The organism is Aquisalimonas sp. 2447 (genome assembly GCF_012044895.1).
Lineage (GTDB): Bacteria > Pseudomonadota > Gammaproteobacteria > Nitrococcales > Aquisalimonadaceae > Aquisalimonas.
In genome coordinates, this window is record NZ_CP050695.1 from 455,885 (window position 1) to 478,562 (window position 22,678).

23 protein-coding genes and 1 pseudogene are annotated in these 22,678 nt (G+C 63.7%); 21 read left to right on the forward strand and 3 right to left on the reverse strand.

The genetic code is table 11. The features are described from left to right. Positions 1–48: 48 nt before the first annotated feature. Genes KU884_RS02035 through murI form a run of 3 tightly spaced genes read left to right on the forward strand, consistent with a single transcriptional unit; the run spans position 49 to position 2,741 of the window. On the forward strand, positions 49–999 hold the full coding sequence (locus tag KU884_RS02035) for a LysR family transcriptional regulator (RefSeq protein WP_167781057.1): 951 nt from the start codon (positions 49–51) through the stop codon (positions 997–999). Between the two features lie 42 nt (positions 1,000–1,041). Beyond that, positions 1,042–1,890, forward strand: a complete 849-nt coding sequence (locus tag KU884_RS02040; protein WP_167781058.1) for an NAD-dependent protein deacetylase — start codon at positions 1,042–1,044, stop codon at positions 1,888–1,890. 2 nt (positions 1,891–1,892) lie between these two features. Further along, positions 1,893–2,741 carry a glutamate racemase gene (gene murI, locus KU884_RS02045; protein ID WP_167781059.1) on the forward strand — a complete coding sequence of 283 codons (849 nt, stop codon included), beginning with the start codon at positions 1,893–1,895 and terminating at the stop codon, positions 2,739–2,741. 191 nt (positions 2,742–2,932) lie between these two features. Here the strand turns inward: murI and KU884_RS02050 are convergent, their stop codons facing one another. After that, positions 2,933–3,349 (reverse strand): helix-turn-helix domain-containing protein, encoded by a 417-nt coding sequence (locus KU884_RS02050; RefSeq protein WP_167781060.1) that lies wholly within the window; start codon positions 3,347–3,349, stop codon positions 2,933–2,935. Positions 3,350–3,446: 97 nt separating this feature from the next. On the opposite strand from KU884_RS02050, the gene KU884_RS02055 reads away from it, so the two are divergent. The 15 genes and pseudogenes from KU884_RS02055 to KU884_RS02125 all read left to right on the forward strand — a co-directional run bounded on the left by KU884_RS02055 (position 3,447) and on the right by KU884_RS02125 (position 18,387). Beyond that, positions 3,447–3,647, forward strand: a complete 201-nt coding sequence (locus KU884_RS02055) for a helix-turn-helix domain-containing protein (RefSeq protein ID WP_254432146.1) — start codon at positions 3,447–3,449, stop codon at positions 3,645–3,647. A 2-nt stretch (positions 3,648–3,649) separates the two neighbouring features. Next, positions 3,650–3,796: pseudogene (locus KU884_RS19200) on the forward strand (hypothetical protein); the annotation flags it as partial. Between the two features lie 718 nt (positions 3,797–4,514). After that, entirely contained in the window at positions 4,515–4,829 is a 315-nt protein-coding gene (locus KU884_RS18840) for a hypothetical protein (protein ID WP_254432147.1), read from the forward strand. Between the two features lie 121 nt (positions 4,830–4,950). Beyond that, on the forward strand, positions 4,951–5,388 hold the full coding sequence (dut, locus tag KU884_RS02070; RefSeq protein WP_217351401.1) for a dUTP diphosphatase: 438 nt from the start codon (positions 4,951–4,953) through the stop codon (positions 5,386–5,388). After that, positions 5,388–5,834 carry a VRR-NUC domain-containing protein gene (locus KU884_RS02075; RefSeq protein WP_167781064.1) on the forward strand — a complete coding sequence of 149 codons (447 nt, stop codon included), beginning with the start codon at positions 5,388–5,390 and terminating at the stop codon, positions 5,832–5,834. Before dut ends, KU884_RS02075 begins: the two co-directional genes overlap by 1 nt. Continuing rightward, a complete protein-coding gene (locus KU884_RS02080) occupies positions 5,806–6,072 on the forward strand; it encodes a hypothetical protein (RefSeq protein WP_167781065.1) in 267 nt (88 codons plus the stop codon). Before KU884_RS02075 ends, KU884_RS02080 begins: the two co-directional genes overlap by 29 nt. Continuing rightward, positions 6,062–6,682 (forward strand): TolC family protein, encoded by a 621-nt coding sequence (locus tag KU884_RS02085; RefSeq protein ID WP_167781066.1) that lies wholly within the window; start codon positions 6,062–6,064, stop codon positions 6,680–6,682. The genes KU884_RS02080 and KU884_RS02085 overlap by 11 nt, the downstream gene beginning before the upstream one ends. After that, a complete protein-coding gene (locus KU884_RS02090; RefSeq protein WP_167781067.1) occupies positions 6,640–7,587 on the forward strand; it encodes an ATP-binding protein in 948 nt (315 codons plus the stop codon). Before KU884_RS02085 ends, KU884_RS02090 begins: the two co-directional genes overlap by 43 nt. After that, entirely contained in the window at positions 7,587–8,684 is a 1,098-nt protein-coding gene (locus tag KU884_RS02095; RefSeq protein WP_167781068.1) for a metal-dependent hydrolase, read from the forward strand. Before KU884_RS02090 ends, KU884_RS02095 begins: the two co-directional genes overlap by 1 nt. Before the next feature lie 130 nt (positions 8,685–8,814). Then, a complete protein-coding gene (locus KU884_RS02100; RefSeq protein ID WP_167781069.1) occupies positions 8,815–9,432 on the forward strand; it encodes a thermonuclease family protein in 618 nt (205 codons plus the stop codon). A 238-nt stretch (positions 9,433–9,670) separates the two neighbouring features. Then, positions 9,671–14,584: a type ISP restriction/modification enzyme gene (locus KU884_RS02105; RefSeq protein WP_167781070.1), complete on the forward strand. Its 4,914-nt coding sequence runs from the start codon at positions 9,671–9,673 to the stop codon at positions 14,582–14,584. A 176-nt stretch (positions 14,585–14,760) separates the two neighbouring features. Further along, positions 14,761–15,006, forward strand: a complete 246-nt coding sequence (locus tag KU884_RS02110) for a hypothetical protein (protein WP_167781071.1) — start codon at positions 14,761–14,763, stop codon at positions 15,004–15,006. A 102-nt stretch (positions 15,007–15,108) separates the two neighbouring features. Continuing rightward, positions 15,109–15,345, forward strand: a complete 237-nt coding sequence (locus KU884_RS02115; RefSeq protein WP_167781072.1) for a hypothetical protein — start codon at positions 15,109–15,111, stop codon at positions 15,343–15,345. Between the two features lie 978 nt (positions 15,346–16,323). Then, entirely contained in the window at positions 16,324–17,439 is a 1,116-nt protein-coding gene (locus tag KU884_RS02120) for a helix-hairpin-helix domain-containing protein (RefSeq protein WP_167781073.1), read from the forward strand. Between the two features lie 507 nt (positions 17,440–17,946). After that, positions 17,947–18,387, forward strand: a complete 441-nt coding sequence (locus KU884_RS02125; RefSeq protein ID WP_167781074.1) for a hypothetical protein — start codon at positions 17,947–17,949, stop codon at positions 18,385–18,387. 197 nt (positions 18,388–18,584) lie between these two features. On the opposite strand, the gene KU884_RS02130 is transcribed toward KU884_RS02125, so the two are convergent. After that, positions 18,585–19,085: a tetratricopeptide repeat protein gene (locus KU884_RS02130; protein WP_167781075.1), complete on the reverse strand. Its 501-nt coding sequence runs from the start codon at positions 19,083–19,085 to the stop codon at positions 18,585–18,587. Positions 19,086–19,443: 358 nt separating this feature from the next. Here KU884_RS02130 and KU884_RS02135 point away from each other — a divergent pair, with 358 nt between their 5' ends. After that, positions 19,444–20,163: a nuclease-related domain-containing protein gene (locus tag KU884_RS02135; protein ID WP_167781076.1), complete on the forward strand. Its 720-nt coding sequence runs from the start codon at positions 19,444–19,446 to the stop codon at positions 20,161–20,163. Positions 20,164–21,330: 1,167 nt separating this feature from the next. Further along, the gene (locus KU884_RS02140; RefSeq protein ID WP_167781077.1) at positions 21,331–21,531 is read left to right on the forward strand and encodes a carbon storage regulator; all 201 of its coding nucleotides are present in this window, start codon (positions 21,331–21,333) and stop codon (positions 21,529–21,531) included. 79 nt (positions 21,532–21,610) lie between these two features. Here the strand turns inward: KU884_RS02140 and KU884_RS02145 are convergent, their stop codons facing one another. Further along, on the reverse strand, positions 21,611–22,264 hold the full coding sequence (locus tag KU884_RS02145; protein WP_167781078.1) for an SOS response-associated peptidase: 654 nt from the start codon (positions 22,262–22,264) through the stop codon (positions 21,611–21,613). A 169-nt stretch (positions 22,265–22,433) separates the two neighbouring features. Between KU884_RS02145 and KU884_RS02150 the strand changes: the two genes are divergently transcribed. Continuing rightward, on the forward strand, positions 22,434–22,670 hold the full coding sequence (locus KU884_RS02150; RefSeq protein WP_167781079.1) for a hypothetical protein: 237 nt from the start codon (positions 22,434–22,436) through the stop codon (positions 22,668–22,670). Positions 22,671–22,678 lie beyond the last annotated feature (8 nt).

Genomic DNA, 22,678 nt, shown 5'->3' on the forward strand with positions numbered 1-22,678 from the left:
CAGGTGCTGCGAAACTGTATTGTCGGCGCAAGGTGAGGGGGCAAGCCCATGGATCGTGCATCGGAAATGTTGATCTTCGTCCACTGCGTGGAGGACGGCAGTTTCTCTGCCGCGGCCCGTGCCCTGGATATGACGCCTTCGGCCATCAGCAAACAGATCCGGCGGCTGGAGGATCGGCTGGGGGCGCGGCTGTTCAACCGCACCACCCGGCGGATCAGTCTCACGGAGGTGGGCCGTGACTACTACGATCGTTGCGCCCACATCATGCGCGAGATCGAGGAAGCCGAGGAGGCGGTGAGCTCGCTGCAGGACAAGGTGCGCGGCACCCTGCGCGTCACCGGAACGGCGGCTTTCTCCCGACGGGAGGTGATCCCGCGGCTGGGCCGTTTCCTGGAGGGCAACCCCGACCTGAACATGGAGTTCGAGCTCACGGACCGTCGGGTGGACCTGGTGGATGAGGGCATCGACGCCGCCATCATGTTGCAGGAACAGGTGGAAGATCCCTCCCTGGTGGCTCGCAAGATCGCCGTCAACCGACGGATCATCGTCGCCTCGCCGGACTACCTGCGGCGCCACGGCGAACCCCGCACCCCGGAGGAGCTGCTCCAGCACAACTGCCTGACGCTCTACAATGTGGCTCGATTCAACGACTGGGAGTTCGAGCACGAGGACGGTAGTCCGCGGGTGATCCACGTCAACGGCAATTTCCACTCCAACACCGCCAGCGCCCTGTTCGAGGCGGCGGTGGCAGGGCTCGGCCTGGCGCGGCTGTCCACCTGGCTGGTGGCGCCATACATCCGCAGCGGCGAACTGGTGCAGATTCTGCCGGAGTACACCCAGGAGAGTTCCGCGTACTATGTGCTCTTTCCACAGGGGCGGCATCTGTCACGCAAGGTACGCGCCTTCGTGGACTTCCTGGTGGAGGAATTCACACCACTGCCTCCCTGGGAACGGGAGGACGAGGAACTGGTCAAGGGGGTACGGCGGTCGGCGAGTTGACGCCGTCCGCCCGGTTGCCTGGTGACTGAGGAGAAACCGCGCATGTCTTCTCCGGCTGCGGCGACGACCGCAACCCTGGAACAAATCATCGATGCGGTGGACGCCAGCCGGCGCCCGCTGCTGCTCACCGGCGCCGGTCTCAGCACCGCCTCCGGGATTCCCGACTACCGTGATGCCGGCGGCGGCTGGAAGCGCCGTCCGCCGGTGCAGTACCGCGACTTCGTCCGCAGCGATCACGCCCGTCGCCGGTACTGGGCGCGGAGCATGGTGGGTTGGGGGCAGATGCGGAGTGCCCGGCCCAATGCCGGCCACCAGGCCCTGGCGCGTCTGGAGCAGGCCGGGCGGCTGCACTGGCTGATCACCCAGAACGTGGATGGTCTGCACCAGCGCGCCGGCAGTACCCGCGTCACCGATCTCCACGGCCGACTGGACGTGGTGCAGTGCGTGGATTGCGGCCACCGGCTGCCCCGGGACGCCATGCAGGAGGAGCTGATTACCCGCAACCCGGGGTGGAGTCTGGATGCGCCTGCGCTGGGGCCGGACGGCGACGTGGATATCGAAACCGACGCCTTTCGCGGCTTCCGTGTGCCTGACTGCCACTGTTGCGGCGGCATGCTCAAGCCCGAGGTGGTGTTTTTCGGCGAGCGGGTGCCCGCGGAGCCGGTGACCACGGCCTTCACCCGCCTGGACGAAGCCGATCTGCTGCTGGTGGCCGGTTCCTCGCTCATGGTCTGGTCCGGCTACCGTTTCGTCCGTCATGCGGCCGCCGCCGGCATCCCTGTTGCGGTCATCAACCTGGGCTATACCCGAGGTGACCGGGAAGCCCGGTTCAAGGCCGAAGTGGACTGTGGCGAGGGGCTGTCCGCGGTGGCGGACGCCCTGGGGGTGTGAGCATGACCACCGGCGGCGTATCGCCCCTGCAGGATGCCCAGGCCCCCATCGGCGTTTTCGACTCCGGCCTCGGTGGCCTCTCGGTGCTGCGCGCCATCCGTGAGCGGCTGCCCGCCGAGGATCTCCTCTACGTGGCGGACGCCGCCCATGTGCCGTACGGCGGCCTCGACCCTGACAGCATCCGCGCCCGCGCCCGGGTGCTGACGGGGTTTCTTGTAGAGCGGGGCGCCAAGGCCATCGTGGTGGCCTGCAATACCGCCACCGCCGTCGCCGTCAGCGAGCTGCGGCACCATTGGGGATTACCCATCATCGGCATGGAGCCGGCCATCAAACCGGCCGTGGCGCGCACCCGCAGCGGCACTGTCGGCGTGTTGGCCACCGAGGGCACGCTGGTCAGCGCCCGTTTTGCCGGGCTGCTGGAGCAGTATGCCGGGAGTGTCCGCGTGGTCACCCAGCCCTGCCCGGGACTGGTGGCAGCCGTGGAGGCAGGCGCGATTGACACCCCCGGGACACGGGCCATGTTGGCGGAATACCTCGAGCCGCTGCTGTCTGCCGGCGCCGACACCGTGATTCTGGGGTGTACGCACTATCCCTTTCTCACACCCCTGATCCGGGACTACACCGGCCCTGAGGTGGTGGTCATAGACACCGGTGATGCCGTGGCGAGGCAGGTCCAGCGTCGCCTGGAGCGGGCGGAGCTGCGCAAGTCCTCGCGTGTTCCGGGGCGGGAGTGGTTCTGGAGCAGCGGTGACCGTGAAGCGGGAGCTGCCACCCTGCAACGACTCTGGGGGCATGCCCCGGAGATGCAGGCGCTGGACGAAACGCCTCCCGGCGAGCAGGCATCCTGGTGACTTTGCGGGGCTGTTCTGAAGGAAAAGACTGGTGGGCCGTGCTGGATTCGAACCAGCGACCAGCGGATTAAAAGTTCGCTTGTTCTTTGTGAGTCGTTTTATTTCAATGAGTTAGCTCATCCGGCCCTGCGATTGCGTGACTCAGCGTGACTCCCAGTGAACAAGCGTGACTGGTGCGCGTCACGATCCGGTCACGTTGCCCGGATTGCCCGCAGCGTGATCAGTAGCTGGACGTAGCCGTCCTTGGTGATCGGCTTCGGCAGTTCCAGGGACTGCAGCGCGAGCCATTCGTGCTCGGCGACAGCCAGGGCGTCGGCCAGGGCACTGTCGTGTGCGAACTGCTGGAGGCCGCCGGGTACTGCATCGTCCGCGACCAGTGCCTGCTGCACCGAACCCAGGCTCCCCTGGCCCGCTTCGCCGATCAGGTAGGCAACCGATGTTCCCAGAACACGGGCCGCCAGGCGCAGGGTATCCATCGAAAGGCTGCGGCCCCCGGATTCGACGTGAGACAGGTGACTCTGTTGCACGCCGATCCGCTCCGCGAGCTCCTTCTGCGTGAGTCCGGCGGCGACGCGGGCGGATTTTAAACGTGCGGCTGTATCGGTCATGCGCGGATTATCGCGCATAAGAATGACTGACAGCCATAGTTCGTTCTGAAAAATGCTTTATAGCCATGTATAATGTCATTGAGCCATGGGAGGGCTTATGAATATCCGGGAAGCACGCCAGAGCAAGGGCCTCAGCCAGTCCGCGCTGGCGCGGGCGACGGGGCTTGATCAGAGCGCGATCAGCCGGATCGAGCGCGGGCAGCGCACCGTGACAGTCGACCAACTGGTGCTGATCGCCAGCGCCTTGGGTGTGTCGGCCGACGAGCTCCTGTCGGACTGGTCCGGCCGGGCGGCGTAGCCATGAGTCTGCAGGCTACGCGGTGGGCGTGGGCCCAGGAGCTGCCCGCGACGGCGAAGCTCGTGCTACTGGCGCTCGCGGAGTGTGTCAACGGTCGGGACGGACAGGGTGCATGTTACCCGGGCCAGGGGAGGATTGCGGCCATGTGCGGGATCAGTGATCGCCAGGTGCGGAACGTGCTGCGCGACCTGGAGTACAGAGGTCTCGTGGAGACGGTACACCGGCCCGGCACCGGCCGAGGGCGGAGGTCGAACGTCTATCGTCTGGTGTGCGCTGGCAACCGGAAACCTGCTTCCGGAAGTGAAGTTCCGGATGCCCGGGAGCAAACGGAAACCCAGTTCCGGAAGCCGATTTCCTCATGCCCAGGAGGCAACCGGAAACAGACTTCCGGGGGCAACCGGAAACCCATTTCCGGGGAACCGGAAGAGGGAACCGGAAGAAGGGAGAAACCACCCTCTCCATCGCCATCCTGCGTTGAGTCGACCGCCAAGCATGAAGAAGCGGCGCCAGCGACGCCGGTACGGAACCCGACCGGCTCGCTCTCCGGATCGGATACGCAACGGTTCGAGCGGTTCTGGTCCGCTTACCCACGCAAGGTGGCAAAAGGCGAGGCGCGGAAGGCCTGGCGGCAGATCGGTCCCGACGACGGACTGACCGAGCGCATCTGCCGGGCCCTGGCCGTGGCCAGGGAATCGGAGCAATGGCGGCGCGACGCGGGGCGCTTCATTCCCTATCCCGCCACCTGGCTGCGCCGGGAGGGCTGGGAGGACCAGCACATCGCGGAAGTCGCCCCGCTTCCGGCGGGGGCCGGCAGCGAGCGGGTACGGGCGACGATCACAAACCTCGAGGATCTGTTCGGAGGCAGGCATGGAGCAGCGGACCTTTCAGCAGGCGATGACCTATCTGGCGGCCGCCTACTCGGTGGAGATGCCCAAGGAGAAGGCGGCGGTGTATTGGGACCAGCTCGGAAATCTGGAGGACGAGCCGTTCTGGGTCGCCGTGAAGGTGGCGGTTGGCAACGATGAGTGGATGCCATCGGTGGCCCGCCTGCGCGAACTCTACCGCGAGGAACTGCGCCGCCGCCGTCAGCAGCCCGCCCTCACCCGGCCCGAGCCCGTCGACCGTGAGCAGGGGCGTGAGTACATCCGGCATATCCGGGACGTGCTGGGGATTCGGCGGTGACAGAGCTGCGCTGGCACGTCACCGCGGTCATACGGCAGCCCACGCAGGCCGCCCGGCGGAAGGCCCTGGAGGCCGTTCCGTTTCATCTTCGGGAGCGAGTGAGACTGGAGGTCATTGAGCAATGGAAGAAGCAAGGGAAATGCAGGAACCGGTGACGTTCACCGCCTGCCGTGCGGGCATCCAGCGTCCGCAGCGGGCGACCGGCGGTTCGGTTGGCTATGACCTGCGTGCTGCCGTGTCGACGGTGGTGGAGCCAGGGAGCTGGGAGGCGGTGCCCGTCGGTTACCGCTGCACGCTCCCGGATGGCTGGGCGGGGCTTATCTGTCCCCGTTCCGGGCTAGCGGTCTGGCACGGCCTGACCGTCCTGAACGCCCCGGGCGTGCTCGATCCGGACTACACGGACGAGCTGCAGGTGCTGCTGGTCAATCACGGCCCTTACCCGGTGGCCGTGACCGAAAACGAGCGGATCGCCCAGCTGGTGATCGTGCCCTGCCTTACGGGTGGCAAGACGCTCCAGCCTGCCCGCATGGGCGGGTTCGGGTCCACAGGGCGTGCGTGATGCGTGGCCGGAGCGAACACGACGAGCAGGCGGCCCTGTTCCGTTGGGCGGGATTCGCGCGGGTGCGTTGGCCGGAACTGGCGGTTATGCACGCGGTACCGAACGGCGGCCACCGGCGCAAGGCGACGGCCGGAATGCTCAAGGCAGAGGGCGTGAGGCGCGGCGTGCCGGACATCTGCCTGCCGGTGCCCAGGGCGGGCTTTCACGGCCTGTATATCGAGCTGAAGACGCGGCGCGGGACGGCAACCCGGGACCAGCGGTGGTGGATCGACGCGCTGCGCCGGCTGGGTTACCGGGCGGAGATCTGCCGCGGATGGGAGGCCGCCCGCGCGGTGATCGAGGACTACTTGGACGGCACGGCGGGAGCGGGGGACGCCGGCCATCCTCATCCCCACCCCCTGCAGGGAGGCGTTAAGTATGGCGAGCAACGCGCGGAGCATTGTTGAAGGAGCGCAGGAGATCGGCGGTGGCGAGGCCGTGGTCGCCACGCCGGTGCAGGAACTCCCGGTCCGGGTGAAGCGGGTGGTTACCACCGACGAGGCCAAGCTGCAGGTGGTGCTGGAGGCCGAGCACCTGTCTGCGGAGGGTGTGGACCAGGTCAAACGCCTGCTCACGCTGCAACAGGGTCTTGTGCGTGCGACATTCGATCCGGCTCAGGGCGAGCTGTTCGGCTATGACGCCTAGCGTTCGGACAGTGGTGCTGGCGGCTGCCATGGCCACGGGTCAGGCAGCCGCCGGCCCGATGGATCAGGCCCTGCGCATCGTTCTGACCGAGCACCCCGAAATGGCCGCACGCGAGGCCCAGTACCGGGCGCTCCAGGACTCGCCCCGCTGGGCCGCGGATCTGAGCCTGTCCCTGACGGAAGGGCGCACAGACTTCGGAACGTCCGGCGGTCATCGCGCCACGGTGTCCGTGACGATTCCGCTGGGGCGCCATCCCCGCCGCCTGGATGAGGCTCGGGCCCGGACGGACCTCGAGTCGGCGCGTGCGGCGGTGAAGCGCCGGTTTCTGGAGGACGTGCAGACGCTGCGGGGGACGGCCGCTGAGGTCGACATGCGCGAGGAGCACCGCGACTTTCGCCGCGACCAGGTCGCCTACTACCAGGAAGGTGTGGAGGAGGGCGAACACGACCCGGACCGGCTGTGGTCCGCCGCGGAGCACCTGCAGAGCGCCGAGCATGCGTACCGCGCGGTGCTTGCAGAGTACGAGTCGGATCTTGAGCGAGTGGCCAGGGAATACGGGGGTGGCTCATGGCGGAGTCTGCGGAAATTGTTGGTCGAGATCGCGAACTGAGGCAGGCGGCCTCCACCCTGCGCAAAGGATCGAACCTGCTTATCACCGGCCGCGCCGGAATCGGCAAGTCGGCCCTGCTACGGGTACTGCACGAGCTAATGGGCGGCGAGCGCCCCTGCCTGTGGGTGCCGGAAGGGACCGCCAAGGAGCAGGCGTACGCGCTGGCGCGGCAGACGCACGAGCACGTCGGGCTGCGGGTTCCCGAGACGCTGATCCCGGCACGGTTCCTGGGCCGGGCACGGCGCGAGGGCGTTCACTGGCGCTGGGTCGGGAGGGCGATTCGCCGGATGCCGTCGCGGGACTGCGTTCAGATGGTCGCGGACTCGCTCGAGGCATCGGCGCAGCCGGTGCTTGTGTTCATGGAGAGCCTGGAACTCCCGCCCTCGCAGGCCGAGCAGTTCGCGGTGGTCCTCGAGGTGGCCCAGGTTGCGGCGTGCATGGACGCGGCAAACCGGCGCGAGCGTATCCGCAGGCTGCTTTGGCGGTTCCCGGAGCAGGAGCGGATCGAGTTGCGCCCGCTCACCCGCGAGGCCTGCCGGGAGATCGCTGAGCGCTGGCTAGACGAGCATCCGGTGCGTTTCGAGTCCGACCGGGTGCGGGCTGCCTTCCTGCGCGCCGTGGAACAGGACAGTGGCGGCGTCCCGGCCGCCATCCTCGGGATGCTGGAGACGGCGGCCGCCGAGCCGGAGGTGACGCGGGCCACGGTTCGACAGTTCAGCCACGAGGCCGGGGTGACCTACGTCGACATGACGCCGGTGGTCATCCTCGGCGTGGCCGTGGTGATCGCGGCGCGGTACGTCGCGCGAGGCGTGGGTTCCGCTGAACTCTACGTCCTGGCTGGCATCGGCATGGGGCTGGCGGTGGCGATCCGCTTCTTCGTCATGCCGATGATGGGGAGGCGCTGATGCTGGCGCCGACGCACATGGCCGGTGGCCAGTTCGCCTACCTGCTGATGGCCTGGTGGACCGGCCACGAGCCGCATCTGGGCGAGGCCGTGCTGGCCGGTGGTGCGGCGCTGCTCCCGGACGTGGACCATCGGAGCGGCCTCGTCGGCCGCTGGGTGCCGTGGCTGTCCGGGCCTCTGGAGCACTGGGCGGGCCACCGCACAGTCACGCACAGCCTGGTCCTGACATTGGTGGTCTGCGCGCTGGCGGTGTGGCTGTTGCCGTCGGGCCTCGGTCTGGCCGTGGCCGCCGGGTTCGCGTCGCACGCTTTGCTGGACATGATGACGCCGAGCGGCGTGGCCTGGTTCTGGCCGGCACGGGCGCGCTGCGTACTGCCCGGCCATCCGCGCTGGCGCATGGAGCCGATGGGCAGAGGGGAGCTCGCCTTTCTCGTGGTGGTCGCCGTGCTCACGTGGCCGACCCTGCTGGCCGCGGAGCGCGGTGTCGGGCTCCTGGGTACGGTGAGGGACACCATCGGCAGCGTGACGGAGGCGCGTCGCCATTATGACGCCCACAGGAGCGAATCGGCGTGGTGGCTGGATGTCCAGGGCGAGGACAACCGGGCGTTCCGGCCGGTGGAGGGGCGGTACCGCATCATCGGACCATATCGGGCTGCAGGGTTGATACTGGAGACGCCTGAAGGCCCCCGCTCCGTGTGCCGGGCCGACGCGTGTGACTGGTATGCGCGCCGGGCGGTTCTGGATCGCGGCAGGGCGGAGCGGACGACCGTGCGTGAGCTGACCGCGGAGCGCACGTCCGTGGCCGCCCTACGGGCAGCCCTGGAGCCTCTAACGGCGGCTGGCCGCGTGTACCTGTTGGGGGAGCTTGAGGGGGAGGGGCTGCGTTCCAGGCCACCGGTGGCGGAGTCCGGGACGGGCGGGCTGAATCTGCGTTACGCACCCCTGAGCACGTTCGAGGGGATGGACGGACGTGTGGACTGGGCCGATCTCCTGGTCCAGGTAAGGCACCCGCCCGGGGCGGAGGTCCCGTGGCCGAGTTCCGTGGTGAGTCGGGAAAGTGCCGTTATCGATCCTCGATTGAGAAGGTATCTGCCGTGAAATGGCAGGATCTTTCGTGATGGGGTTTTGGGTGGAGGATCGCACGGCGTTTGTGATGCCGCTGATTATGCCGCTGCGGCATTCGGCTGGTATTTGGCGGCCAACGCCGGCGAAAGTGAGGTGAAAAGGCGTGTTTCGTTTGGTTCGTGTTCTGCAGCTCGTGTTCTATTCCCTGCGCATCGGGCAGATGCTCGGCGCGGGCCGGGCCGTGCGCGGGCTGCGGCACTACCTGGCGCACCACCGGCTGATTCCGTACTGGTTGGTGACCGGGCTGGCGTTCGCCGTGCCCTGGGGTTGGCAGATGCTCGGCGACGGGGGTGTGACCGCGTCGATCCGGGAGGCCGAGGAGTGTCGGGTGAACCGGGTGGTGGACGGTGACGGCGTGCGGCTCGACTGTGGCCCGGGGCGCCGGGACCTGAATGTGCGCCTGTACTGTATCGATGCGCCGGAAACTGAGCAGGAGCCCTGGGGGGAGAGATCGACGCGGCATCTCCGAAAACTCGTGGGGCCGACGGTGCTCTTGGTGGACCACGGAGCCGGCCGCTGGGGGCGGACCATCGGGCAGATCTTCACGCCGGAGGGTGAGGATCTGAATCTCGCGATGGTGGGGGACGGATGGGCGCCGGTGTACCCGCAGCACTGTGATGAGCGGGCTTACTACAGAGCGGAGGAGGTTGCCCAAAGAGCTAGGCGTGGCGTGTGGTCTGAGCCGGGAGCGCATCAGAGGCCTTGGGAATGGCGGCGCTAGCAATTCCGCGCGTTATGAGGCCGTTAAGAACACTCAAGGTTGGGTTACGACCCGGCGCGACGCCTCCCACTGGGCCCAAGGAGGGTTTCACAACCTGCCGGCTGGCGAGGGACGGCCGTAGTTTGCATTAGCCCGTGGTTGTGCTCGTGAAAGTTGTTGGTAGTGTTCGTCATGGACCTACCTTTGTTCGGTGCGCTTCCCGCTTCGCCAGCATCAATACGTCGCAGAAGGACTAAGAATGACTGATCCAACCAACGCCGAGGAAGTTTTTAAGGATCTCGCAGGCCAAGAGCTCAGCACACACGAGAAAGGTGATCGTCTGGAGCGTTTCACGAAACGCTATCTCGCCCAGGTTGAGCCCTACGCAAACCTGTTCGAGGCCATCTGGCTTTGGTCGGAGTGGCCTCTTCGCTGGGGCTCAGACACCGGTATTGACCTCGTCGCTCGCGAGGTAGGCACTGGGGCGTACTGGGCGATTCAGTGCAAGTTTTATGACCCAACAACGCCGATCTCCAAGGGCGATATCGACGCGTTCGTTGCAGCATCCGGTCGAACGTTCGCGGATGAGGACGGGAACCAAACGGGCTTTGATAACCGCCTAGTCGTGACGACTACCACTCGCTGGTCGCCGCAAGCGCTCAAAACCCTTGACAATCAAAAGCCGCCGGTTCAATGCCTCGGTCCCGAGCAGTTCGACGAGGCCCGCGTTGACTGGCAACGCGTCTACTGGGACGACCCGGAGACCGTCCCAATCGAGGCGCGCAAGACGCTTAGGCCGCACCAGCAGGACGCCTATGCCGCAGTCCTCGAAGGTCTCAAGACCGCGGATCGCGGACAGCTCATAATGGCCTGCGGCACGGGCAAGACGTTCACCGCGCTACGCATCGCCGAGGCGGAAGCGCTGGTTCCTGCCGGAGGGCAGGCGCTTGTGCTCGTCCCGAGTCTTGCTCTGGTCGGGCAGACCCTGCGCGAGTGGGCGGCCCAGGGCGAACGCGGCTTTCACGCTTTCGTTGTCTGCTCTGACCAGCATGTATCGAAGGACACCGATGACATCACAACGCGGGATCTTGCCTATCCCGCGACGACCGATCCTGAGACGCTCGCAAAGCGTATCGCCTCGGTGACCACCGCGGACCCCGAGGCACCCATCGTGGTTTTCGGGACGTATCACTCCGCTGAGGTGGTCGGTATGGCCCAGTCGGCGCATGGTCTTGGTGATTTCGACCTGATGATTTGCGATGAGGCGCATCGTATGGCCGGGGTGAGCCAGACGCGAGGCGGGGTTTCGAAGGAGTCGCCTTTCACCAAGCCGTTGCTCGATACCTACCTGCGCGCAAAACGGCGGCTCTTCATGACGGCCACCCCGCGCATCTACGGTGACAAGGCATACTCCAAGGCGGGCGAGGCCGGGGCGGAGTTGTACTCCATGGACGACCCAACCTACTTTGGTTCCGTGCTGTATCAGATCAACTTCGGCGAGGCCGTGGATCTGGGGCTGCTTGTGGACTACCGGGTACTCATCATCGCAGTGCGCTCGAGTATTGGCGCGGTAGCGAACAGTTATAACGCGACCTACAACCTAGACGGGACCAAGGGGATCAGTGGTGAGTTCGTCACCCGGCTCATCGGCTCGTGGAAAGGACTGACGAAGCAGGACGCCTATACCTTGGATCAGAAGGGGCGTGAGATTCCTCTGGCCGAGGATACGGCCCCCATGCGTCGCGCCGTGGCCTTCGCCAACTCAATCAAGGCATCCAAGGAGATTCGCAACAGCCTCGAGACCGTCGTGCGCCACGCCTATGAGGACGACGATGGCCAGCGTCTTGATTGGTCCGTCTACTGCACTGCACACCACGTTGATGGCGGTATGCACGCTGGCGAACGCCATGAGGCGCTGCAGTGGCTGCGTGGCGAGCCCGACCCCGGTGAGTGTCGGGTGCTCACCAATGCGCGGTGCCTGTCAGAGGGCGTCGATGTGCCTTCACTCGATGGGGTGATCTTTTTCGACACCCGTGATTCCGTCGTGGAGATTGCGCAGTCCGTCGGTCGGGTGATGCGCAAAGCCCCAGGCACAGACAAGCAGTACGGTTACATTGTGCTCCCGGTGGAGATTCCGAGCGAACAGACCGCCGACTACAACGCCTTCATCGAGCGCGATGAGCGCTTCAAGGGGGTGTGGAAGGTGTTGCGCTCGCTGCGTGCGCACGATGAGCGCCTTGTCGATGAGGCGGAGTTCCGCAAGAAGCTCCGCATCGCCGATGGCACCGGTAAGGGGCGCTCGGGTACGGACGGGGAACACGGTGAAGACACGGCAGACGACGGCAGCTGTGAGCAGGGTGTGCTCGACCTACCGCCGATTCCGGTCGGCGAGATCAGCGAGGCGGTCTACAGCCTCGTCCCGAAGAAGCTCGGTGACCGGGAGTATTGGGCCTCCTGGGCGCGGGATGTCGGTGATATGGCCAAGCGGCTTGTCACGCGCATCGACGCGCTGGCGAAGGGGGACGAGGCCGATGCGTTTGCCGCGTTCCTGCGCGACCTCCAGGGCAGCGTGAGTCCGTCGGTCACGCATAACGAGGCGGTGCAGATGCTCGCCCAGCACGCCATTACGCGCCCCGTGTTCGAGGCGCTGTTCGGTGAGGCGCACTTCAATGCCTCCAACCCGGTCGCCGCCTCGTTGAACGGGATCGAGGAGCGTTTCAGGGCCTACGACTTGGCATCGGAAACCGAAGGGCTGGAGCGCTTCTACAGCGATGTCCACGCTCGCCTCGACAAGGCCCGGTCCGCGAAGGCCCGTCAGGATGTGATTCGCAATCTCTACGACTCGTTCTTCGAGACCGCCTTCCCCGATCTTCAGGACCGGCTCGGAATCGTCTACACGCCGACGGACATCGTGGACTTCATCAACCGCTCGGCGGATTGGGCGGTCCGGGAGCACTTCGGCACCACACTTTCCGACAAGGGTGTCCATGTCATCGATCCGTTTACCGGCACTGGAACGTTTCTCGTGCGGCTGATCCAGCAGGGCCTGATTGGCTCCGAGGACCTGCCGCGCAAGATGGCGGGGGAGCTGCACGCCAACGAGATCGTGTTGCTCGCCTACTACATTGCAACGGTCAACGTGGAGACGGCCTACGCCGAGATCACCGGCGAGCCGGCCACATTCGAGGGAGCGGTGCTCACTGACACCTTCGCCATGGCCGAGGGCAACCAAGCCGACCACATCAAGGAACAGGCGTGGCTCGCCGGGAACAGCGAACGGGCACAACGCCAGCGCGAGACGGACATTCAGGTGGTTGTCGGGAATCCGCCTTACTCGGCGAAGCAAGAAAGCGGTAACGAGTCCAACGCTAACCAACCGTATCCGGCGCTCGACGAGCGGATTCGCGAGACTTATGCGGCGCGATCCTCGGGCCAACTGCAGCAAACCCTTTTCGACAGCTACATTCGGGCCATTCGGTGGGCGTCCGACCGCATCGGCGACAAAGGCGTCGTCGCGTTCGTGACCAATGGTGGTTTCGTTGACGGCAACGCGACTGATGGCTTGCGCCTAGCGCTAACCGAAGAGTTCGCCCATCTGTACGTCGTCAATCTGCGGGGCAATCAGCGCACGTCGGGGGAGCTGTCCCGCCGTGAAGGCGGGAAGGTCTTTGGCTCGCATTCACGCGCTCCCGTGGCGATCACGATTATGGTCAAAGACCCCGCACACAGCGGCTCGTGTGTGATCCATTACCACGACATCGGGGACTACCTGACTGCCGAAGACAAACTTGCCCGCCTGGCGGACTATGGCACGATCGAGAACCTCCCCTTCGAGCGCATTGCACCGGATGCCAAGGGGAGCTGGATCAATCAGGGCGATACGCGGTTCGATACGTTCCCGGCCATCGGGCGGAAGGCCAGAGAGCAACACCCCGCGCTCTTTGGGACGTACTCAAGCGGTGTGAAGACGAACCGTGATGCGTGGGTCTACAACTTCTCCAGCCAGGCCCTTGAGGCGAACATCACCGAGATGATCGAGGCGTATAACGAGGAAACAGAGCGGCTTCAGGATGCAGGTGGCGCACGCTCCGTCGATGAGGCGAAGCAGATCATCGATACCAATCCGTTGCGTATCTCCTGGGATCGCGAGCTAGTGCAGCGGGCTATACAGGGCCACGAATCGGATTTTGATTCAGAAGCAGTTCGATTAGGTCTGTACCGTCCATTTACCCGTGCATATCTTTACTTTGATAAAAGGGTCATTAGCCAACCTCTTCTTTTCCCTTATTTATTCCCAACAGTAGTCCATACGAACCGTGTCATCGCAGTCACCGGCAAAGGGGCAAGCAAACCGTTCTCGACACTGGTCAGTAATACTGTTACCGACATTCAGACCCTTTCCAATGCTCAGTGCTTCCCCCGCTACTCCTACGAGTACGTCGGCGCCGCGGGCAGCCGCTACGGCGGGCTTTTCGAGCAGGCCAAGACGCCGGACGAACACGGCTATATCCGCCATGACGCGATCACCGACTGGGCGCTGGAGGCGTACCAGCGCCACTATGGGGATGCGCGCATCACTAAGGACGCGATCTTCTGGTATGTCTACGGGCTGCTCCATTCCCCCGACTACCGCGAGCGCTTCGGGAATGACCTCCGGCGCGGCCTGCCGCGCATCCCGTTCGTTCGGGACTTCTGGGTGTTCTGCGACAACGGCGAGAAGCTCGCGGACTGGCATCTGAATTACGAGGTGGTCGAGCCCTATCCCCTAGAGGAGATTGTCACCAAGGGCCGAGAGCGCGACCCGTCCGTACATGACAAGATGCGGTTTCCTGGGAAACGGGGCTCACACGACTACTCCACAGTGATTGTGAACTCGACGCTCAAGCTGACCGGCATCCCGGAGTCGGCCTACTCCTACCAAGTCAACGGGAAATCCCCGCTGGGGTGGGTCATGGAACGCTATCAGCACACCGTGGACAAGAAATCTGAGATCGAGAACGACCCGAACAGTTACAGCGACGACCCCGAGTACATCGTCAATCTAGTGAAGCGTGTGGTTCGCGTGGCCGTGGAGACCAACAAGCTCGTCCAGGCTTTGCCGCCCATGGTAATCGAGGACCCGACCTCTCTTCTCGAACCCCGGGGCCGGTCGGCGAAAGGGGAGACGAGATGATCTAGCCAAGGGCCGCAGACAATCGATGCCTAGCTAAGGTCTACAAGCGCAAGCCGCGCAAGGGGATCTAGGAAACGTGGCAGGCGATAGCTGTTGCCCGAATGGCGTATGAGGAAGACGGAGTCTGGTGGCTGCGGTAGGAGTGGAAGATTCGTTGTTCTGATCGGGGGGGACAAATGAGTGCCAGCAACACGGCTGGATGGATGGTTCGCGCCGCCAGGGGCGGCCGGTTGGCCGATGACTTCTTGGATAAGGGTATTGTCGCCATAGGGTGGGAGGAGCTTGGCGATCTCTCCGAATTCGGCTCCAAGGACGCTGTTCTTGCCAAGGCCCGAGAGATTCACCCGGAGGCGCCAGAGGGGCGAATACAGGCCGCCGTTAGCCAACAGCTCCGATTCCGGGATGAAGGGAAGAGGTTCTGAAGGAGATTGAGGGGCTGCTACACCGGCGGTGCGACCACCTAGGTCAATGAGCGCGACCTTCCCGCGGAGCCTTGTTTTGCGAAGTAATTGGAGTTAATCAGAATGTATGATTGGTTTATGGTGTTTCTGATTCTTTTCCTTGTCACTCTAATCTTCAATCTTGAAAAGTATGGTTGGGTGTTTGGGGTTATTGGGGCTATCGTTGGTGCTATCGTAGGCTCTAGTGTCGGTATTGCGCACGGAGGAGGGGCGGAGTCCGGGACGTTTCTTTTCTTGGCCCTTGGCTTCATTATAGGAGGTTTGGCTGGGAATAATGTGAAACCTGGTCTTGATGAGTAAGGTCTTGGAGACAATTAATCTTAACGCCTCCTGCGTTGAGTCGCTGTGCCAGGTTTCTTGTGGTTCAAAGGCCCTTGCATTTGATCACTTATCACTCATATTTCCTATTAAAATGGGTTTCTAAAATGGATTCAACGGATGCGTTTTGGGTTATTGTTGTTTGGGGTTTTTTCTGTGTTTTTATGGCGTTCCGGAATGGTCTCGATGATGGGTTCCGGCTGATTCTCTGGGCATGGATCATGCTTTTCGGGATGTTGGGGTTCGTTTATTGGTTCGAACGAATGTGAGTGGTTAGGGCCAAGATGATCGCCAGTTTGGGCGCCATTCCAAGAGGCAGCCCACGGGTACTTGCATTGTGATTCCGTACGGCTGTAACCCCACCCCCACCGCTCCGCAAAAGGCTCGCCTCGGCCATGTGCCGCAGTGGCCCACGAAGACCCGGCGGGTTCAGTAGCCAATCCAGGCGCTCCGGCAGTATCCCGGCCCGCCCAGCCGGGCCGCTGCTTCGCACTCCGCTACCCTTGACCGCCTCCATATGCCGACCAGATCCGGAAGCGGTTTGCCGACCACACCAGCCCGGCGCTGGACACGCCGGGTCGCGAGCCTACCCCGCCGCCGCTCCGCGCTGCTCCGGCACGCTGACGCGGCCTGCGCATGCTCCGCCGCGGCTCCGTGCCCAGGTTCCGGCCGCCGGTCTCTTCGGTATCGCTTGCGCGTCGTCTGGCCGGGCCCGGCTCGCAGGCCCAAGTGCTGCCTTGGCGTTCGGCCTGGCGCGTCGCCACCGCAGCCCCGCCCGGCCCGGCCTGCCGTCGCACGGCGCTGTGCGTTCCCGCCTCCCGATCCCTGCGGCCTTTCTCTGTTCTGGAACAACCACACCAGCCTAGGGCCCGCCGGCACCGTCCCCGCCCTGGCGTTTGGATCACTCCCGGCCGACCGCGACGCTCACGCTGACTGACGAAGATGCCGTAGGCTTCCGGCATGAGAAGAACTGGCTTCATCCGAACCATCACATTCGCGGTTTTCCTGCTGACCACCGTGGTGGCAGGAGCCGAGGTGCGCCTGGCTTCCTGGAACATCCAGCACCTGGGGTGGGACAACGACAAAAGCTACGAGGCGGTGGCCAGGGTCAGCGCCCGGTTCGACGTCGTTGCCATCCAAGAGCTGATGAACGCCGACGCCCTGGAGCGCCTGGTCGACGCGTTGGAACGGAAGACGGGCGAGGATTGGGAATCCCTGAACTCAGCGCCGCTGGGCGAGAGCAGCTACCGGGAGAAGTACGCCTTCATCTGGCGGGACGAAGCCGTCGAATACACCGGCGGCGCAACCACCTACATCGATGAGCGCGACCGCTTCGCACGGGAGCCGTTCGCGGCGCCGTTCCGCGCAAAGGATTCGGATTGGACCTTTGTGGCCGCCACCGTGCATATCGTCTACGGCGATACCCTCAGCGACCGCACGCCGGAGATCCGCGCACTTCGGCATTACTGGGACTGGCTTGCGGAGGTCTACCCGGACGACGCGGACAGCCGGATCCTGTTCGGCGACTTCAACCTGCGCCCCGGCCATGATGCCTGGGAGTCGATGTGGGAGGTCGCGGAACCGCTGGTCACCGATGGGGCGACGACGCTGTCCACGAACGACCGCGAATTCGCGAATATCTACGACAATATCCTGGTGCCGCTGGATCACGATCTGCCCATCACGGCGGCGGGGGTCGAGGATTTCCCTGCGCTGCTCACCGAGACGACGCCGCATTACTGGAGCCACGAGAAGGCACGGGCCCATGTCTCCGACCATGCGCCGGTGTACGCGATCCTTGGTGATACGGAACTACACCCGCCGCGCACCGGTGAGCTCCGGGTGCCGAACAGGGTGAGCGCCGACGGCGAACCGCCGCCGGAGCCCGAATGTGTGGACATCAACGAGGCATCGGTCGAAGACCTGGAGCGGCTGCCGCACGTTGGCCCCGCACGCGCTGAGGATATTATTGATGGGCGGCCCTGGGCGTCGGTGGCGGGGCTCCGGGAGGTTGGCGGGATCGGGGGAGGGCGCCTGGAGGAGATCGTCGATTCCGGGGTCGTCTGCGAGGAGTGACCCTGAACCAGGCCGTTTCCCGCCTTCACCTGTTTAATACGTCGAAGTCTGATTCCAGCCTGACCAACCCGGCTCTGGGAAAAGCCTTGCCGAGACCCACCCCGCCGCCGCTCCGCAAGCTCCGCCGCGGCTTCGTGCCCTCCCAGACGCCGCCCTCGCGGGCCCGCTCCGCGCGGCGCAACAGCCCGGCCCGGCTTAGTGCTGCTGGGTCCGTTCGCGTCATGTATCAGCCATCGGGGCCGCTCTGGCTCGCCATCTGGCCCAAGCCCGCCCGGCCGGGCGCTGCGCCGCACTCCGCTGCCTTGTCCCGCCTCCGGCTCGCGCCCGCCCCGGCCACCATTTGTCTAACCTCGCCAACCCGGCCGCCGGGATGTGCTCTGCCTTCGGGCATCCCGCTTCGCAATCTCAGCCGTGTTTAATGCCGAATAGCCCGGTAGCCGAGGGATTGCATGGTAAGGGGGTGGGCAATACGCTGAACGGAGGTGCGCTATTCAAGAGGTGTTAGTCATGTTGTCACTTACACGGGCGATTGTGCTTGCGGTCGGCCTCGCCATGTCCGGGACTGGGCTGGCGCTGAACACGCAAAGCAACTCGGGGATCGGCAATCAGCAGAGCCAAATCGGCGGCACGACCCAAAACCAAAATACGTTCGGCAACACGAACCAGAACCAGAGCCAACTTGGAAATACTCCACAGAGCGGGAGCACGTTCGGGAATACGACCAATGACCTGAATTCTGGGAACCAGTACCGGACCACGCCGAATTCCCAGGGCGGGACGACCACACGCGGACACAACCCGAGCACCGGGTCCACGTGGACCAACCGTTCCGATGGCCAAGGCAATCAAAGCGGGATCGACTCGGACGGTAACCGTTGGCAGTACAATAATTCCACTGGCACTTATCAGAACTTCGGTACTGGGGAAACGCGCCAGCACGGCCGCTAACGGACAGATTCCTTAGACAGGGACGTCTAACACTTAGCTCGACACCGCGACCCCAGGCCACCGGAGAATCATTGGGCCTGCTGCGACGTCGAGCTTCGCAACCCGCTGCACGTCTAAGCTTGACCGCATCCCGTTCATAGCCTCTGCTTGTCCAAGACGCCCGCGGCAGTCCAAGAATCTAGCCAGAGCCCTATCATTCAATCAATGTGGGCCCCTAGCCAGTCCTGTGCACGCATTTGCGCCTCCGAGATTTCATCAGAACTCATTAGGGTCGCTAATGATTCCCGTGCCTCTGATGCCTCATCGAACCCAAGCGCAGTGGCAACATTCGCCCATTTGTGAGCCTGAATAAGATCTACTGGCGCGCCGAGGCCCTCTGCATACATGTAAGCAAGTTCAACAGCCGCTTCTGGCAATCCCGTCTTTGCGGCTCGACGATACCATTCAGCGGCTTCATGATAGTGTTGAGCAACTCCTTCACCGTCGAAGTGCATCTGTCCTAGGCGTAGCTGTGCCGGCCCGTATTGTTGCTCCGCTGCTTTCATGTACCAGCTCGCTGCTTTTTGCCGGTTTCGGGTAATGCCATCACCGGCATAATACATATCGCCCAGATCTGTCTGAGCGGGGGCGTGGCCGCCTTCTGCGGCTTTCCTGTAGTAGCTGGCCGCTTTAGCGTAGTCTCCCTCTTCGTAAGCCATAACGCCGTTCCAGTGAGAACGAACTATATCGGGCTCTCCCCAGTGGGCATCCGGCTCCGCTTTTGCATCGGTTACTGGGATTAGAAGGCAAAACGCTATCGTGGCAACTCGACCAAACACTTCATCGCCCCTTGAATGGCTAGCTACTTGAGTATAGTTAACTGGTGATGTCCGCGTCCTCTACGGTCTTCCGCTTAGCCTGAGATCCGCTTGATGCGAACGGCGGCGCCGTTGATCAGTCAGACGCGGGCGAAGAAGAAGGCGGTGGATCAACCCGGCCATCCTGGTGCGGTGGGCGAGACACTGACCACGCGATTGTGCCAACCTTTGCACCGATCTCAGACAGGGACGGCGTGACGTGATCGACAGCTCCCAACTACTGGAAATCTTCTGGCGCCAGGCGGGCTGGGTGGTGCCCGCTGCGCTCCTGATCAGCGGTCTAAAGCTGGCGGCCGCGCCAAAGCTCAAGGGGCTGGTCGGCGAGCTGGCGATTCGTGCCCGACTAAAGGGGCTCGCGACGGACGAACTCCACGACTGCATTCTCCCCGATGGCCGTGGCGGGATGACCCAGGTTGATCATCTCTACCTGACTGGCAAGGGTGTCCACGTGATTGAGACCAAGAACTACGGTGGTCGGATCTTTGGCACCGCCAAGCAGAAGACCTGGACGCAGCGCGTCGGTCGGCGCTCAATCCAAGTTCAGAACCCTCTGCGCCAGAACTGGGGTCACGTTCAGGCTGTGAAGGCACTGGTGGGAGACCGTGCGCCTGTGCATGGTCACGTTGTTGTTGGTGGCCGCGCGCAGTTCCCTAAGGGGGAGCCAGCGGGTGTTCAACGCCCCCGGGAACTTGCGGCGGAGTTCCGGGCCGGTGAAGGCGAAAGCCCGCTCCCCACGGAATGGACATTGGCGTGGAAAGAAGTTCGGGCTGCGGTGCGACTTGATCCGTCCGCACGAAAGGCTCACCGAGCAGCACTGACTCGCAAGCACGGCTTAGACAAGGCGACCTTGGGCGGTACGGTCATGGTCGCTGCAGGTGTCCTTATGAGTGTCTTTTACCTGCTTTCCACCCAGAATTGATGAAGTTGCACAGACAGGCGAACGCTTCAGTTCATCTCCTATCCTGATAGTCAATAGGCAACACGGGATTTGCCTATTCGTAGGGGTGACTGACCGACTCGTTACGGCCTGGGCCTCCGCCGATAGGCACACCTTTTCTACAGGGTGCGGAGCATGTCGAATGATTGGTTGGTGTTGATCCGCATTTGCGGACTAGACTTTCGCAGGTTCGCCCCCGGCCTGCAGAACGCCCGTTGACTGCGAGGTGTCATCACATCGATACATTGATGGAATGTCGGTTCCGGCGGCCAACGATTGTTAAGTGGAGGTACGAGCAGAATGAAGTACTCTGAATGCGTTCTATGCGTTGACGCTCTTCTTAAATCGAAGCTGATTTTGTCCGACTACCCCAACGCTTCTATCGGGGAGCCAGTGCCGGATTGTTCTCCGCTTACATCCGAAGAGAACCCCCGCGTTCCGCGAGGAGGGTTCGGCCGAGAGAGTGGAGTATATTTCATTTGTAGTGCCGACCGGAACGTGTACTACGTCGGGAAAGCTACGCGAAAAAATCTCCACGAAGAAATTTGGGGGAAACTCTCCACCCCAGAGGTGGATGATCAAGGCTACCGCCAATACCCTAAGAACTACTTTCGATTGCGCGAGTCGCTGCCATTCACCTGCCGGGATGCAGTAACGAGCGGAAACGTACGTCTAGGAGTCGTCACCATCACGGAGCCGGCTCTCGCATCTCTCGCGGAAGTGTACGTCCAATCGATTTATCTGGCGCGCGAAGGTTGTTTGCCGCCGCTTAACTCGCGCATCGGTTAGTGGATCATAAAGCCGTCACAGTTGACTGGGTTCCCGCTGATTCCATCCAGAACGTCCCGTACACGTTGTTGGGTATCAAGCCGGATGCCCGAGACTCAGAAAAAATGACGGTTCTGCGCAGTGAGTAGCTCTGACTACCGTAGCTTGCGGTTCTGACCGGGAACCCAGCGGTGTCCGGATACTGCGGCCGGCTCATTTGCGTTGGGTACCCCCGATCGGGGAGGCCTATGCTCCTAACGCTCTGGCGTCGCGTGATGCTGGGTATGGCGAAGGCCCCGAACGGTTGCCCGATCAGAAAATAATGGTAGCTTTACCGTAAGCTCTGAATGAATGAGCCGTCACTGTGACAAGGAGGTCTGCATGCTCGCTATCACCCGCCGCACCAACGCCGAAGAAGCCCTCTGGATTGGGGATAATGTTCGGATCCGCCTGGCTCCCGGCCGCTCACCAAATCAGGTCCGAATCATCATCGAGGCCCCCCGGGAAGTGAACATCGTCCGGGAAGAACTCCTGGGCCGTGCGGACCCTAGCGACGACACGGAGTCCGCCGACGCGGTCTGATCGCAGGCCGGTCGGCGGTGGCCGACTGGCCGGGGCATTGCGCCCCTGAGCGCCGTGCCGAAATCCACCGCCGTGCCGTTCAGGCGACCCTCTCCAGGAGGGTCGCCTCGTTGTTGCGCGGGGAGTTCACGCGCGTGCTGACCGGATATGCGTCCATCTGCTCCGCCGGCAACGTCACCAGTGCGGCGCGCGCCTGGTCGGTGCCTCCCTCCAGCCAGGCGGCGGTATCGTCGGGCAGCAGCATGGCGGGCATCCGCGCCTTGGCATGGATTTCCGCGACCATGGGATTGGCCGGCACCGTAATGATGGTGCAGGACTCGACGGCAGTGCCGTCCTGTGCGCTGGATGACTCCCAGAGACCCGCGAAGGCGAACGGCTCGCCGCCGGCGAGGCGGATGAAGTAGGGCTGTTTCCCGCTGTCGGTCTGCTGCCACTCGTAGTAGCCGATCGCCGGGATGATGCAACGCTGACCTTTGCGCCACGGCGCACGATATGTGGCGGCCGTTTCGATGGTCTCCGACCTTGCGTTGATGGTGCTGTACTTCGTGGGCTGCCCATGCGCCCACGGCGGGATCAGGCCCCAGCGGAGCATGTCGCCATGGCGGGCGCCATCCGCGACTCTGGCGGCGGGTATGGACTGGGTCGGGGCGACGTTGTAGCTGGCGAAGTCATGCCGCCAGTTGCGCGGTATCACGTTGAACGCCGCCTCGATGGCCGCCTCGGTCTTGGTCACGAACCGTCCGCACATGACTGGCCTCCGTCGGGGAACGCATAGCGCAGAATGCCACACTGGCCGGCGGCGCGAAGCCGTGTCCTTGCCTTGCCCACCCGAACGCCACAGATATTGCAGAACATGACTATCAGTCATATTCTCTCGTCTCTGCCAATTAGAGGAGACAGGGATGGACCCCTTGAACCCCGACCTACGCATCGCATCCCAGGCAGTCGACGGACTTCTCGGCCTGGCTGACGTGCTGTCGAACTCCCCGCATCCAGAAATCTGCCGCATCGCAAGCGCCGTCCGTCTCATGGCATTGCAGATCGACGAGGCCCACGGGCGCATCGCGCATGCAATGACCTCCAGTCCACCGGGACCGCTAGAGGAACAGGAGCGTCCTCTGGAATCCCGGCCGGAATAGGCAAGGCC